The sequence below is a fragment of the Ruegeria sp. AG6 genome (assembly GCF_056541565.1).
Window position 1 is genome coordinate 1 of the sequence record NZ_JBQFYQ010000003.1, and the last position, 14790, is coordinate 14790.

Consider the following 14790-nt stretch of genomic DNA (forward strand, 5'->3'; position numbering starts at 1 on the left):
CGGTCAACCAGAAAAGATCAGACATGTTCACCGCTCGGTTTTCAGCCGTGAATCATGCCGCTCGCTGAAAATCAATGGGTCCTGACCCTAGCCATCGACTCCGAAATCCAATGATCCATGCCTACACTCAATGGCGCTGTTCAGCGCCCATCAAGCTCGGCAAAATCGTTTCAAGGCTTGACCTTTTGCGATTGGTTCTGCGCATAGGTGGGTATGGTCGGAATGTAAAACCCGGCTTGTCTTGCCTCGCAGTAAATGCACGAGCAGGTCTGCGTTGCGCAGACCTTCCCGTGTTGTGAGCTTGCTCATATGCCACAACAAAAAATCTAAAAAGATAAACTTTGTTTTTCTAGTCCTAAGTTGAGGTAGCTTCGCTTGTACCGCGAGAGGAGAAAGTTGGTGATAAATAATAGGCCGTTCCCACTAAGTCGAATTGCTCAGCGCATCACTCTGGCGAATATCGCATTCTTAATCTTGGCTTATTTGATGTCGCCAACCAAAGTGCAAGCCCAAAGCTCACAGGCCTGCGTGGAATTAGGTGCTCCTCGAATTGAGTACTCTTCTGGATCTGAAAGCATTCGCGTTAATCAAACAATCTCAACGACGGAACGCACGTGTCTCCCGATCCCAAACGGACCCATTACAGGACTTACAATTGGAAACTCCTCGATCACGTCCTCAGGTGAAATTGAGTTGTATGTTCCTGGCCAAAATACCGTTTCAAGCAATGCTTCAGTTTTAACTCTTCTGAATGTTGATGTCGCCGCAGGCAGCGGAGACTTCGTATCTCGGGAAGCGTTGGCAACAAACATCAATGGAAAGCTCAGAGTGAACCTCATTGGAACTTCGATTGGTTCCGGCAGATCAATGACGTTTGCTCCCTTCAACGGCGCGAATATCGACCCCACTGAAGTCTACTTCCAGTCTGACCGCCCGCTAACCTATGACAACCTTACCGTTATGGGAGCGACCGAAGTAGTTTTTGGGGCCTACTATATTCAGACTCGGGTTGCTGAGGCTTCTGATTTCACACTGACGAATAGTTCAATTTCTTCAACCAGTGACCTGGCGATAGCGGCAGGCACGACTGTTCGGCTTGATGCAGCAAGTAGTTTGAACACCGTAAACTTTGAGAATTTTGGCACGTTGGCCGGCACGGGAACCGTGAACGCATTCAACTTCACAGTTAAGAACGGGGGGGTGCTTTCGCCGGGCTTTTCAATTGGTACACTTAATAACAGTGGCGGAATCGCCTTTGAAACTGGGTCAAGGCTCTTAAGTGAAGTCGATCCAACTGCCGGGCAGAAAGCTGACTTGGTGTCATCCAGCGGGCGGGTGACAGGGATTAACAACGCCACAATCCAAGTCGAAGCCGCTCGTCCCGGTCTGACTGCGCAAGACTATGCGGCCGGCAACAATTACACGGTCCTTCAAGCCTCGAGTATTGATGGAGATTCGCCAACACTTGTTGCAGGTGGATCTCTGCCGGCTTTGTCTAATCTGACGATAGCCAATACGCCCACCGCAGATGGTCAGGTCGACATTGCATTCACTGCACAACCGGTCTCAAGCTTACCGCAGAACCCGGCGGTTACCAGTTCGCCAAACGCCAGCAACCTCGCTGGAGCGGTTGCTAATACCACAAACGCATCACCGGGGACGGGGCTCAGTAGCGGTTCAACAATTGGTGCCGCTGTCAATACGCTCACCAATTCAGGTCTGGCTGGGTTTAATCGCGTGCATGCAGAACCCTATTCCTCCAACCTGACTATTGGGCTTGAGCAACTAGACCTGATAACAAACACTGTTCTGAGCCATGCTGACTGCCGCAAATATCGAGCAGTTGGTTTCAACAATCAAAACAGACCCGTTGCATCAGGTGGCATCGACACGGACCGCAGCCCTAGTGGCGCAATCGACTGCTCTGATCGGCGCTGGTGGATCGACACGGCCTATGTGAGCGGGGACGTTGATGGAAGAAACGGCCTCGGGACATTCGACTATTCACTCGGCACTATTTTGGTTGGTGCTGATGTCTTCAGTTCGGAAAGAGGGGTCTTTGGCGTTTACGCAGGATTTGGGACGTCCTCCATGGATGAGCACGATCAAGTCGATCAGGACTTTTCGACAGACAGTTATCACGCGGGCGTCTACGGGCGTACGACAACCGGAACGTGGGAGTTCTCCGGGCTGATCGGTTACATGTTCGGTGAAACCGACGCCAAGCGAAACAACCCTTCTGTTGATGGCTTTACGGGAGGCGAGGCTAAATCGGATTTGGACCAAGAGGGAATCCACGCCGGTATCCAGGCACGGAAGTTGTTTAACCTGGACAGCGGTGCAAGGGTTTCTACGGTTTTTGGATTGAACTACGGGCGTATTCAACAAGGTTCAGGCACAGAGACTGGCGGTGGTGACTTCAACTACTCAATTGAAAAAGCGGATGCAGAGTCTCTGGTCGCGTCCATTGGAGTTGACTACCAACGGGACTTCTTGACAGAGAATGGTGTGCTAACCCCAATTGCCTTTGCTCGTTATGAGTATGACTTCTTTGCCAACAAGGATAGTGAGCACGATATCACTGTAACGAGCCCGATATTTGGCACTTTCACACAAGTCGGACAAAACCGAGGGGCAAATGGTTTCGTGCTTGGTCTGGGGCTAGGGTATCAGATATCTGATCTGGCCAGACTAACGGCAGGATATGGCTATTCAGTTCGCTCCAACGGCCAAGAGCATGGCCTCGGTGCAAACTTAAGTGTTCGGTTCTGATTAGGGCGGACCAACGAAGAGGAGTGGTAAGCTAGCTGCAACAACTTGCGGAAGCTATCGTGGCAATGTGAGCGTCATTCTCTAGCGACTAAAATTTGGGGATATTAAAAACATAAAGCCGCGATTTCTTGGCGTCGTCTGTCAGGATGTAGAGAAGCCCTTTGGTCTCATCGAGAGCGATACCTTCGGGATGTTTAACTTCCTTTTGTTTGCCATCTTCTGTGAACGTCAAACTGATGGATTTTATGGACTTGGACTCTGGATTATAGACGAAAATTTGACGGCCTTTGTCACTTACAATCCAAAGAGAACGTGAAGACGGGGACCATGCCAGGCCGCTCAAATCCAGTTCATCATTATCTACAACCTCGGAGATAAAACCTGCATCGCGGGCTAAAGGAATCATCTCAATAATTTCATCTAGCTCTGGTGATACGACCATTAACAACCTTGGTTGTCCCTCAATGCCAATGAAGACCCGCCCGGATTCCGGGTCGACGGCGATGCCCTCAGGTCCCTTGTTCAAAGGGTTACCGACGAGCAATTCAGCGGCGTCCGAGTAGCCTTTGAGAGATGTTAGAGGGATTGTAGTTAGTTGAATGGGGTCAGTCGGGTGAACGACTAGAATTGATCGATCGGTTTCCTGAAGTACTAAAACAGACCCATCTTTTCGTGATGCGACGCCCTCCAGATCTGATCCCGCCAATGAAGGCAGCTTGAATGAGTTTCCTAATGCCCCATCGATTCCAAGTAGGTGCAGTTTAGGTTCAGCGTCGCTTACTGACCATAAGAAGCCTTCCGCGTTGGACAGAGACAATCCGGAAGGCTCCGAGAAGCCTTCCGATTTATCCGCCACCTTGAAGGAGTCGATGAGAGTCAAACCGGGACTCTCGGCGTGGGCGAGCTCGATCCATGCCAGAAATGCAACAGTAGCGCTTGCAAAAGAAGCGAGTTCTCCAAGCTTGGGTAAGCACCGTGAAAACCCAAGTTTCGACCGAAGCAGCTTGTGTTCTGACATTGGATTTTCTCGCGCTTGGACCATATCCTTGTATCAGCGTTCGTATCACAGTCCGGACGCGATGTCCGAAGAATGCACGGTAATCTCTTTACCTGATCCCGCCTGTTGCGATTGAATTGAATAGGGCGCGATGTGCCTTTGGTGAAGCGTAAGCCTTTGGCGTGAGCAGGAAGGAAGACAAGTTGAATACGACCCTCACATTTGTGACCGTGTTGTTGATGCTGCTGTTGCCAGGTGCTGCGGTGTCACAAGTCGACCCTGCGACGATGCTGGCCGGGGCTTCGGGGTCGGAAATCGTTATCGAACGCCGGTGGACGCAGTTTCGTGGCAAACAGGAACTGTATTTCTTTGCTCTCGATGTGATCGTAACGATCATTCTGGCTGGCTTGATCGTCTATCATCCGGTGAGACGTAAAGCCCGTAGAAGTGTCAGCGATATCGTCATGCCGCGACTGTTCTTCCTTTATGCGCTTGTCGGCATGGCGGTTGGGTTTCTGGTCGTACAGCACGGATCGATGATCGGGTTCGTGATTTTTGGAATAGGAGCTCTGTTAAGATTCCGATCAAATATGGATGACCCGGTCGACACGGTGGAAATGATTATAGTCACCGTGCTTGGGCTGGCGGTAGGGCTGGGCTTACCCTTGATGGCCACACTGGTGGCGGTTGTATGTTGGTGTTTCATTTGGCTCGGTGGGCGAAACAAGGGCGTGGAAATTTCGCTCAAGGCTTCAAACGAAGAGCACTCATTGAAAGTCAGCGGGGACATTGAAGCCATGGCCGCAGACGCTGGCTGGAAGTTGGTCCGAAAACACCACGTTCCCGGCAAATCTCGCGTTTCATTGCTTTTCATTACTTCGGGAGGACTTTCAGAAGCTCGGATCGAAGAGATGATAAACGATCTGGTCCCTGAAAAAGTTGAGCTGAAACTCAACCTCTAATCATTTCACAAGGTCTAAGCGTTTCAACACCGCATTCGGGGATCTGATCTCTTTCGGGAGCGACTTGAAGTTTACTGACCTTTCGAAATCAGGCCCTCGATATACTGCTATCCCAAACTCTCCGTTTGGTTGGAACGTAAAATGAGTGAAGCTGTGAGGTGATTTGGCATTGTCACCAATAAGCCGTCGCGGGCCACCTCCTAAACAAGCTTGGGAAACATAAGCCACACCGTCTTTCCAGCCTGGGTAGAAGGCATGATGGTGGCCTGACAGATGCAGAACGACACCGCTTTCCAGGTAGATCTTCTCAAGTGTAGGGTCACCGATGATTTCTCGTTCGCGCTGGATCGCGAACGGCCAAAGTGGGAGGTGGCTGAAAGTAACAATAGGGTCTCCGTCTGCACCCAATTCCTGTAGCCGGTCCTGCTGGTCGCCGGATAGGGGACCTAGGGTCGTTGCATCCAGAGACGCAAACGTAATGCCCTGCATCTCAAATGCGTAGAAGAACGGGTAGTCATCTGAAACCAGGAAATCGACGCCTGGTTTTCTCGGCGTCCATTCCTCTGCGTATATTTTTCTTTCACGCTCGAACCCACGATAGGCGGAGGCATCGTGGTTTCCAGGCGTGACCGCAAATGGAATGCCGGCGGCCTCTAAAGGATCTGATACGGCCTCGTGAAACGCCTTCCACATCTCCCTGACCTGTTTGTCGGACAAGTTGGGAATGCGCTGTCCCGCAACCATATCTCCGGTCGAAATAACCAAATCGGGATCAATCTCGATTATGCGCTCAATCGCTTTGTCGACGCGGGCATCGTATCTTACCGAACCATAGCTTCCATTCAGATCCGATATGACGATGACATCCAATGCCGCCGCTTTGCTGGCGAGCAGAGCGGTCCAAATGAACGCCGCAAAAAGGGTGGAAAGCTTACGGGGCATTACAGTCCACAGCCTCTACCTCGGTGTCGTTTCTCAAAAAGAATGCGACAGGATCCAAGTCGAACATCAAATCACCATTAGAACAATTGTCCCAGAGAATGGACGTTGCCAGCTCGGTGTTTTTCACAACTTGGGCAATCTGCCTATCTGACAACCCAAGGCTCCGCGACAACCAGCCGTAGACGAGACCTTGAGATTGAAGATCACTATTCAAAGCAACCAAGCGCCGATACGTGCTTGGAGAGAAGTGGCGAATTTTCTCCAGCATTTGGGTAGATTTCGCGAAGTTGGCATACTCGACACGCCCACCAGCATCGTTGTCGTTTAGATTGCTGCGACGGATCAATAACGCGTCGGCGGGAACGTCTCCATCGTTTGGCTCATGGTTCTTGGCTTTCTTATGCTTCAGCTTTCCGTCTTCGACCCAATACCAATAGGGTGTAAAGTCTATGTTTCCTACGCGGTCCTGCTGGCTAAAGATGAAATCGAGGAGAACAATCTCGGTAAGTTCTTGCATCCAAAATGCCATCTGTTGGTCGCTGACATCGGGGCCGAGATCCTTGTTGATCATCCGGTCTTTTCTGCCTTCTCTGACGCCCTCTGCAATGGCCTCTGACAAGGGTTTCGAAGAACGCAAAGCCAAGAAAGCGGGGGTTTCCTGAAAGTCACGGTTTTGGCCTTTCCCCCAACCAGACTTGCGAGTGCCGTTGATTTCCGAACCGTATCGATGCCCAGGACTATCAAGCAGTACACCGTAAATCTGCGTTCGATCTGCGGTGAATAGATCATCGGTCGGTTGGTATGAGTTCGGATCGGCGTCCGCAGCTGCAAAGACCCGCCAGCCTTCATGGTTCATGCGCCCGCCATGAGAGCCACCAGAAATCGCAAGGCCAGGCTCTGCAACCTCGGAAAAATGCGCCTGGGCGTCAATGCTTCGCCAAACGGCGACTGGAACTTTTACAGTCGTGTCGAAATATCTGGAGAAATGATAGTAAAGCAGCGACGAGGTGGAAAAGGTTCCACTGGTGCCCTTTTGGTTCATGGTGGATTTGAATTTGGCCACCCTGTCCTTGGCCAGATCTTTTGCTGCCTTCCCCTCTTTGCAAGCGTTTCTCTCGAATTCAGAACGGTTCCCCACGTAAAGTCCTTCCGAGATATCGTAGACTGCCATTCCTGGGCTGGTGCTCCATGTTTTTGGGCAAATAGCAATTTCGGAGGCATAGAAATTGATCTCGCAATAGGCAGTTTCTTCCTCAAGATCGCTGTTCTTGTACACGCCCGTTGGGACTTTTTCGATCCGAATACAGCGTTCAGTAACGCCGTTGGGACTATCAAAGGTCGTGGCTTCACCGAGAACATCGTCGTTCGCCCACAAGACAGTGGGTGCAATGAGAGCAAGTGACCCCAGAAGATTGAACTTCATTTGGATAGTCCTCCCGGTATCATTTAGGGCAAATCGCTGCCTGTTGTTCGGTGGAGATTTTCAACTTTGGGTCGACACTGAAGTTGGAGAATTTTGTGTCAATCCACTGGTCGCACCCGCCTGAACAAGGCGCCCCGTTTCGGGCATCATTCCAATATTCCTTGGCCCTTTCTTCCGTCCATCCGCAAAACTGAACAAGCGCCATTGCCGACAATGCACCAGAGGAATGAACGCCCCACATGCAGTGCACCAGGACAGGACCCTTTCCAGGGTCCTCAATCACCTCGTGTATGGCGGCCATGACAGTGCCGGGTCGGGACGATCTGGCGCTCTGATAGTCAAAGGATCCGTTTCCGCAACTGGTGCGGCCGTATTCGGTGTTCTTGCCGAAGTCCGCATAAAACCCGGCCGAAAACCCTTCATCGCACAGTGTTTCACGCTGAGCGTTGCTCAAGCCCGTTCGACCCTTGTCGCCGCCCTTGAAGCCAGAGCGATACAAAACTCCGCTTAGGACTGGGCGAAAGAAAGCGACGCCATCGACGCCTCCGTCGCTGCCCTTTGAGAGCATCTGGCTGTTGCTTGGGCCACCGTTTCGACTGGTGACGTCAGAATTCGCCGCAGTTGCCAGAACACCGATGAATATGAGGGACGTCAAAAACCGCATGCCAGTTCCTTTCTATTCCTAAGCGCTATATGCTCAAACTCTTCCCACTTGGTAATCTATTGGAGCGGCTCATTCTCAGCAGCCGTATCAAGTGCGCGATAGACTTTCCGAACTGAAGCTTTAGATTGGCCACACCAGATTGATGATAAAGACGACCACGAAGTAGGCCAGAAATACTTTCCAGTTCAATTGGTCTTTGTTTTCTTCGTTTATCACGCCGGCCAATTTCAAGGCCAGGTTTGTTACAATTAGAGCGACGATGGTAACCGCCGCATGTGCCAAGTCGAAATGCAAACTGAAGCTCCCTTTTGCAGATGTTTGATTGATGAAAAATGTGTCAGCAGTCACTTGATGGCAGCATAGTTACATCTGAGTACCTTCCCTCAGATGTCGTGATCCGAGCACATGCACCAGTATCTCTGTTAAACCAGTACGAGGTCAGCCCTTCGCTGCGGATGAGTTCAAATCCGAGACTTTGGATGCCCATTTCAGCTTGGCCCGCTCTTGCCCCTTCAAATGACGAAAGATCGCTAGAGCTGCCCACAGTTGGTGCACTTGCATCCACTGATCCAACACTGTCGTCGCATGCTGCAAGCGCAGTAATACACGCCGTGCCGATCACCAATAGGACCTTGGGTTTCATCTGTTTTTCCCTCGCTTGTTTGGACTTGCGTTCCAGGGTTTCTGATTGATCACCTATTCAATTCCGAAAATGACGTTGTAGTCGACAGAAGAGTTGCTGCGATTGATAACCTCCACAACATGATCACCGGATTGCCAAAGCTGTCCTCGATACTCTTTGTCCGCCGACATCAATCCTAACAATTCAGATCCATCAGGGTTACGAATAACATAGTCCAAGGAGCCATTTCGCGGCGCAACTTGGACGTAAAGAAACTGTTCGTTCTTTGCACCGAGAACATATTGCTGCGACGCTCCGGGCGCGAGTTCACCAACTAGTTCGGCGCCGGTGGAATCAGCATCGAATTTGACACGTTGGCTACCGGTAGAACCGGCGGCGCCTGCCACTGCTCCACCGCCATCATCCATCGCTTCGACAACCGACATCTCGCCGATGCTTCCATCCTTGTAAGCGATGCAGCGCCAAAGTGTTCCACCTGCATCACGCAGCATAACGAGCGTACCAGCTTCCGAGAACTGAGAGCTTTCAATCGTTCCGGATTGACCGTCTGGTCCACCAACCAGCCGCAAATGGTCGATACACGCGTCGTCGGCTTCTGACATTGCAAAAGCAGCTGTGCTCGCGATTGCGAACATGGGTGTGAGGAGTTTGAGTAAAACGAGTTTCATCAGATGGTTCCCTGTTGGCTTGTCCTTGAAGTTTTGTTCCGTACAAAGCGGAACCTCACTTTGCTTCTCGTAACTTTGACAGAAATTCATCGCATGCCTGTGCGCTGCCGACGATCTCATCTGTCGTTTCAATTCCTTGCAGAGATGCCATCTCGGAATTTACGCGATTGAGGATTTGATCCGCTTGCTCGGCGGTGATCAGGTTCTCGGCTTGTGCTCCTTTCAATGTGGTGCAAACACCGGCGGACAAGCCTGTCGCAACGCCGACCCCCATTGCGGCCCCGCCACCCAAGGTCATCGCTCCAACCACGCCGAGGACGAGCCCGATCACAATTCCCAAGATTACTTTTCCCATGTTTTCCTCCTTTTGGGTGAGACAGAGCTCCGCCTTCACTTCTGGCGCAAACTGCGTACCCATCTGCAAATCAAGACCAGCGCTAACAGGTTGAGCACCGGTACAATCGCCGCAAACCACGGTTTGGCTGACTCTGAGACCAAATCCACTAGAATTATCCAAGGCAATCCCAACGGCAAAAGGAACACCCCGGACAAGGGATCTCGTTCCTGTCCCAACCAGCCAAATGTGCCGGTCAAGAATGCAATCAACGCCAACAGGTACAGGATCGAGAATACGATGATGGTGGTTCTACAAACCAAGTCGAGCCTCAGCAGATCAAGCCAGTGCTGCGCAGCCATTATTGGCCACGCATCAGACTGCTCACAATGCGCCTTCGTCGCCCAGGAACTCGATACCAGCCGTCGCGCCATCACTGTAGGCAATACAATTCCACGGAGCCCGATCCTCTCCAACGCCGACGGTGACCTGTGTTCCAGCTTCGCTGAATGCGGATGAGAGCACCACGACTTGCGAATTGTTCGTTGTTTTGGCCACATCTCGCAAACACGCCTGCTGAGCGGGTGTGAGTTCGGCGGGCGCACTGGATGTACCCGTGTCCTCACAGGCCGCAAGCAGTGTGAAACAAGTTGCGCCCGCAATCATCACTATCTTGTTGGTCATTTTCTTCTCCCTCTGAGTCTGTTGAAATTAACGAAGTTGGATACGCTTGTTTGAGGATCTCGCGTTTGGGCAGCCGACAGAACATACCTCGATCCTGTGACGACCTTTTCCAAAACTTGCTGGGGGGGGGCTTGGCGGGCAGATCACTATTACGTTGACTGCCAAGACCTCCAACAACGTGGGATGGCCGAATGACGTCACTAGCAAATGCTAGAGCAAACTCTGGAAAGAGGGCGAGTACGTTAAGTCTAAGCATCGCGCCCTCCCAACGACTGATCCGTGTAAAATGCCTTCCGACCGCCAGCACTCACACCAGCAGTCGGAAGGGCCCGACAAATCGGGCGACAGCGACAACAACGGAGGTAAAATGAAAGCTGTGTCGAATTCGCATGTTTGAATCTATTTTCTAATAAATCAATGTTTTTTCCGCGCGTAAAATTCATTACGCTCTCGTGCGATAGGCTTCTGCTTTCAAACAAAGGTAAGAAGGAGCATCCGTAGGGGCGAGTTCGCTCTCCTAAGCGGCGCAGCGTTTAAGGCCGCACAGAAGTTAAGAATGGAGTGAAATATGGGATTTAGCGAAGCCGTTAAAACGTGTTTCTCGAAATACTTTCAGTTCTCCGGTCGGGCTTTACGCTCAGAATACTGGTGGTTCTTCTTGTTCGTGGTTCTCGCGAGCGCTGCTTTAGCTGTGCTGGATACGATCATATTCGGGACCAACCCCGAAACAGGGCAGGGATCTCGGGTTCTGTCCTCTGTTTTCCAACTGGCTGTTCTCATACCCATGCTGGCCGCCGGTTGGCGGAGGCTGCATGATACAGGACGACCTGGCTGGTATTTGCTGCTGCCGATGGCGCTCAGCATTACAACGCTTTTTGTTATGCTGGGCGGCGTGGCGTTCTTCTCGGTATTGGAGCAAGGGACGGAAAACCCCGATGCATTACGAGGACCCGCGGCAGTCCTGGGCGTGACCGGTATTGTTGTTGTCTCAATTCTTCAATTCATTCTGTCCATCCTGATGATCTGGTGGCTGACGCGACCTTCCCAAGAAGGCGCAAACGAATACGGCGCACTTGTTTCCTAACCTTGTTGCCCGGGTAACGGACCGGAAACTTTGGCTGAATGACAGTACGAACCACACCCCTGGAGAGAGAAAATGAGGTTCAAAACGATTTCCATTGGAATGCTACTGATGGCTATGGCGACCACAGCATCAGCGGAGTGGTCGTTCAACTCCGGGCCTAATCCCAATGCATTTATTCAGACCGGAAACATGACGCTGGAGCTTCAGTGTGACCGTATCCGCTTTGCTCCGGCTGGATATGAGGACAGCCAGGACATTGTACAGAAGCAAGGGCTTTCCATTCGGTTTTTAAAGAATGGCACCACCGAAGTTGGGGCATTTCAGGTTGGCGCAGAAAACGCGGCTTTGCAGATCGTCGACAATTATCCTGTCGAGGTCAGTTTCAATAGTCAGCAGGATTATGGTTTTGTACTGGACCAGCTCGCGGCCAATGCATCCGTTAACCTGTCCATGATTAATCAAGATGTCAGCTACGGAATCTTTGACTTGAAAGGTTCCAGCGCGGCAATTCGGTCCCTTCGTTCCGCCTGCGATTCAGGAGCTAGCCAAGGGGCCTCCTACGAACCCCCAGAAGGCATCGTCTATTGTGGTGGCGGAGCGGTAGAGCGTGTCATCGAACCGGTAATTTTGGACAACCCGGACGGAGAATGGGACGCGCGAGTAACGGTCAACGGCGCGTCGATCAGAGCCATGACGGCCTATAGTTACTTCGGAAACTATGAGCCGCCGGCCGGATTTGTCGTCGCCCTGCTTGGGGAAGACATGTCCGAGTTTCTGATTTTTAGCGAAGGCTCGTCAAACTGGCTGGAATACGGGGACTACAGGTATGATCAATGCAACTGAAGCCACCTTTCAACCGGCTTCCCAATTGGCAAACTACTTGAAACGTTTGGTATCTGCGATCCTGCTTGGTTCGGGCCTGGTTTGGACCTCACCAGTTGTCGCGGCTGACGTTTCGCAACTTCCAACCGGTTTGCGAGCAAAGGTTGATCTGGCGGCACGAGCCTGCGCGGAGTTCAACAACGGTCAGTTTGGCTTAGATTGGGGCGCGGTCGAAAGGGTCGATCTCAACGGAGATCTACAACGCGACTGGGTTTTGAATGAGTCTGGTTTTGCGTGTTCGAGCGCCGCATCTCTTTACTGCGGAACTGGCGGATGCATGTCGCACTTTTGGGTTAGCGAAGAGGTGCACTCCTTGCTCAACCAGGGCTGGACGGTCGTTGATTTTGGGCGTCGACGCGTTGTCGTAGCGGATATTCATGGATCCAATTGCGACGGAATAAACCCAACGCCATGCGTCAGCGCTAGTGTTTGGGATGGCGAAGCCGACACTTGGCGCTCATCTGCTGGCGATTGGGAGTAAGCTGCATTTGGGCACCGCAGATAAGCCTGACGGCCTGTTTATTCGATGAGTTCTCTGTGGCACGCAATGAGGTCATTGGCCATGGATCTACCGAACCAATCTCTGGTTTGTGAGTGATCAACATCAACGCATTGGACAAAGCCACCAGTCACTCTGTCCAGTGTTGGAAACTAGTACCGAGCGTGGGCTCTCTTTTCGACGATCACGATCCTCTTCGTCTGACACTCCCGCAAAAAGACAAACAGTCCTGATCCCAAGATTAGCGTGACACCAAGCGGGATGGGAAGGTTCTGTATTTCTACCGACCTAAATTCCTTTCTCTGGTCACAATACGGACTGACCATTCCAAAAATTTCCTACCGCCACCTTGATTTTCTGGATCAATCATTCCAAATCATGCGCATGAGCAAAAAAACTCTACCCAATGGCGACATCAAATCATCCGCAGGTCCAGGCAGACCTCGTGCCTTTGACGAAGCTGAGGCTTTGGAAAAAGCCTTGTGCGTATTTTGGCACAAGGGCTACGAGACCGCGTCCGTGGACGATTTGACCAAGGCCATGGGTTTGAGCCGGTCCAGCTTCTATGGAACGTTCGTCAACAAGCAGACTTTATTTCACAAAGCTCTCAGGCACTATTCAAGGCGTGGTTTGAAAAATCTGCGTGACGTTGCAGATGCGAGCGGAAATGACCCCGTTGGTGCGATAATGGAAGCTTTGGCGAACCCGCAAGGTGGTCGTGACGGCTGCATGCTGATCAATTGCCTTACGGAGCTTGCTCCTCATGATGATGAAGTGGCGGCTCTCGGGCGACAGCATTTGGAGAGTATTGACGAGATTATTGCGAGAGCGCTTGAGCCTTCAGATCCGGGTGTGGCTCTCGGCAAGGCGCGCGCCTATGCCTCCCTTGCAATTGGCACGCTAGCCTTGCGCAAGGCGGGCGTTCCCGATGAGCAGATATCGCAAACCCTGAAACAAGCCCGGTTGGTGATTTCGCCATAAGGCCCCCCGCCACCATAAGGAAATGAAACCTAACACAAACTCAAACAAGAGACAGTGATCCTATTATTGGACTAATCGGTCCAATAATATCTGAACGAAGTTTACCAAAGAAGGAAGCAGCAATGGCTGATGAAAAACTGTTCTCCGGCATCAAAGCTGGTGCAATCGAGCTGAAAAACCGCATTGTCATGGCGCCATTGACCCGCAACCGGGCAAGAGCCGAGGATGACAGTGTCCATGAATTGCAGGCCAAGTACTACGCTCAGCGGGCGGGTGCAGGTCTGATCATAACGGAGGCTTCGCAAATCTCGCCCCAAGGCAAGGGCTATGCCTGGACGCCCGGCATTTATTCCGAAGCGCAGATCGACGGCTGGAAAAAAGTGACTGAGGCCGTCCATGCCAAGGACGGGAAGATTGTAATCCAGCTTTGGCATGTGGGCCGGATTTCGCATTACAGTTTGCAGCAGGATGGTGGCGCCCCTGTGGCACCATCCGCAATTGGAGCCAAGGCCAAGACGTTTGATGGTGAGCAGTTTGTTGAAACATCTGAACCGCGGGCTCTGGCCATCGAAGAAATTGCTGGCATCGTTGCGGACTACCGGAGGGCTGCGGAAAACGCCAAAGAGGCCGGTTTCGACGGTGTCGAGGTCCACGCAGCCAACGGATACCTTATCGATCAATTCCTGCGGGACGAATCCAACAAGCGTGAAGACGAATACGGCGGTCCTGTCGAGAATAGAGCGCGGTTCCTGAAAGAGGTCATGGACGTGGTTGTCGATGTCTGGGGCGCCAACCGCGTTGGTGTCCGCCTCAGCCCATTCTCGGACGCCAACAACATCTCCGACAGCAACCCACAGGCGACATTCACCCATGCGGTCAAATTGCTGAATGGCTATGGGCTGGCCTATCTCCATCTCGTGGAGGGACAGACCGGCGGCCCGCGCGATATTCCGGAAGGTGGCGATCTGAAGGCGCTCTATGAATTGTTTGACGGTGCGAAAATCGGCAACAACGCTTATGACCGCGAAATGGCGGTTGAAGCGGTTGAAACCGGAGCCGTCGATCTGGTGGCCTTTGGTCGGCCGTTTATTTCCAACCCGGATCTTGTCAACCGGCTGGAGAAAGACGCCGCGCTGAATGAGCTCGATCCAACCACTCTCTACGGCGGCACTGAAAAAGGGTACACCGATTACCCGGCACTGGAAGAGGAAGCGGTTGCCGCAGAGTGATACATCGCTCTTAACTCCGTAGTGAC

Annotated in this window: 16 protein-coding genes; 7 read left to right on the top strand and 9 right to left on the bottom strand. The window is 52.0% G+C overall.

All coding sequences use genetic code 11. The features are described 5' to 3' along the window. Nucleotides 1-399 precede the first annotated feature (399 nt). On the top strand, nucleotides 400-2772 hold the full coding sequence (locus ACR0I0_RS09055; protein ID WP_480491076.1) for an autotransporter family protein: 2373 nt from the start codon (nucleotides 400-402) through the stop codon (nucleotides 2770-2772). An 88-nt stretch (nucleotides 2773-2860) separates the two neighbouring features. Here ACR0I0_RS09055 and ACR0I0_RS09060 read toward each other — a convergent pair whose 3' ends face one another. Next, entirely contained in the window at nucleotides 2861-3790 is a 930-nt protein-coding gene (locus ACR0I0_RS09060; protein ID WP_171638315.1) for an SdiA-regulated domain-containing protein, read from the bottom strand. Between the two features lie 182 nt (nucleotides 3791-3972). Here ACR0I0_RS09060 and ACR0I0_RS09065 point away from each other — a divergent pair, with 182 nt between their 5' ends. Beyond that, nucleotides 3973-4731 carry a DUF4956 domain-containing protein gene (locus tag ACR0I0_RS09065; protein WP_480491077.1) on the top strand — a complete coding sequence of 253 codons (759 nt, stop codon included), beginning with the start codon at nucleotides 3973-3975 and terminating at the stop codon, nucleotides 4729-4731. Here the strand turns inward: ACR0I0_RS09065 and ACR0I0_RS09070 are convergent, their stop codons facing one another. The 8 genes from ACR0I0_RS09070 to ACR0I0_RS09105 form a co-directional block, all read right to left on the bottom strand. Beyond that, on the bottom strand, nucleotides 4732-5673 hold the full coding sequence (locus tag ACR0I0_RS09070) for a metallophosphoesterase family protein (RefSeq protein ID WP_480491078.1): 942 nt from the start codon (nucleotides 5671-5673) through the stop codon (nucleotides 4732-4734). Next, complete coding sequence (locus tag ACR0I0_RS09075) at nucleotides 5663-7096, bottom strand: hypothetical protein (RefSeq protein WP_480491080.1); 1434 nt, start codon at nucleotides 7094-7096, stop codon at nucleotides 5663-5665. The genes ACR0I0_RS09070 and ACR0I0_RS09075 overlap by 11 nt, the downstream gene beginning before the upstream one ends. A gap of 19 nt (nucleotides 7097-7115) precedes the next feature. After that, the gene (locus ACR0I0_RS09080) at nucleotides 7116-7760 is read right to left on the bottom strand and encodes a hypothetical protein (RefSeq protein ID WP_480491081.1); all 645 of its coding nucleotides are present in this window, start codon (nucleotides 7758-7760) and stop codon (nucleotides 7116-7118) included. Between the two features lie 120 nt (nucleotides 7761-7880). After that, a complete protein-coding gene (locus ACR0I0_RS09085; protein ID WP_171638323.1) occupies nucleotides 7881-8108 on the bottom strand; it encodes a hypothetical protein in 228 nt (75 codons plus the stop codon). A gap of 348 nt (nucleotides 8109-8456) precedes the next feature. Beyond that, nucleotides 8457-9071: a hypothetical protein gene (locus ACR0I0_RS09090; RefSeq protein ID WP_480491083.1), complete on the bottom strand. Its 615-nt coding sequence runs from the start codon at nucleotides 9069-9071 to the stop codon at nucleotides 8457-8459. Nucleotides 9072-9126: 55 nt separating this feature from the next. Further along, nucleotides 9127-9426 (bottom strand): hypothetical protein, encoded by a 300-nt coding sequence (locus ACR0I0_RS09095; protein WP_113790468.1) that lies wholly within the window; start codon nucleotides 9424-9426, stop codon nucleotides 9127-9129. 35 nt (nucleotides 9427-9461) lie between these two features. Further along, nucleotides 9462-9767 carry a hypothetical protein gene (locus ACR0I0_RS09100; RefSeq protein ID WP_171638328.1) on the bottom strand — a complete coding sequence of 102 codons (306 nt, stop codon included), beginning with the start codon at nucleotides 9765-9767 and terminating at the stop codon, nucleotides 9462-9464. 22 nt (nucleotides 9768-9789) lie between these two features. Next, a complete protein-coding gene (locus tag ACR0I0_RS09105; RefSeq protein WP_171638330.1) occupies nucleotides 9790-10089 on the bottom strand; it encodes a hypothetical protein in 300 nt (99 codons plus the stop codon). Between the two features lie 568 nt (nucleotides 10090-10657). Between ACR0I0_RS09105 and ACR0I0_RS09110 the strand changes: the two genes are divergently transcribed. The 5 genes from ACR0I0_RS09110 (at nucleotide 10658) to ACR0I0_RS09130 (ending at nucleotide 14764) form a co-directional block, all read left to right on the top strand. Beyond that, entirely contained in the window at nucleotides 10658-11173 is a 516-nt protein-coding gene (locus ACR0I0_RS09110; protein WP_480491085.1) for a DUF805 domain-containing protein, read from the top strand. Between the two features lie 72 nt (nucleotides 11174-11245). Then, complete coding sequence (locus tag ACR0I0_RS09115) at nucleotides 11246-12016, top strand: hypothetical protein (RefSeq protein ID WP_480491086.1); 771 nt, start codon at nucleotides 11246-11248, stop codon at nucleotides 12014-12016. Then, nucleotides 12000-12536: a hypothetical protein gene (locus ACR0I0_RS09120; protein ID WP_209834438.1), complete on the top strand. Its 537-nt coding sequence runs from the start codon at nucleotides 12000-12002 to the stop codon at nucleotides 12534-12536. The genes ACR0I0_RS09115 and ACR0I0_RS09120 overlap by 17 nt, the downstream gene beginning before the upstream one ends. A gap of 264 nt (nucleotides 12537-12800) precedes the next feature. Next, the gene (locus ACR0I0_RS09125) at nucleotides 12801-13535 is read left to right on the top strand and encodes a TetR/AcrR family transcriptional regulator (RefSeq protein WP_371807744.1); all 735 of its coding nucleotides are present in this window, start codon (nucleotides 12801-12803) and stop codon (nucleotides 13533-13535) included. Nucleotides 13536-13657: 122 nt separating this feature from the next. Further along, entirely contained in the window at nucleotides 13658-14764 is a 1107-nt protein-coding gene (locus ACR0I0_RS09130) for an alkene reductase (protein WP_480491088.1), read from the top strand. The last annotated feature ends 26 nt before the right edge of the window (nucleotides 14765-14790 follow it).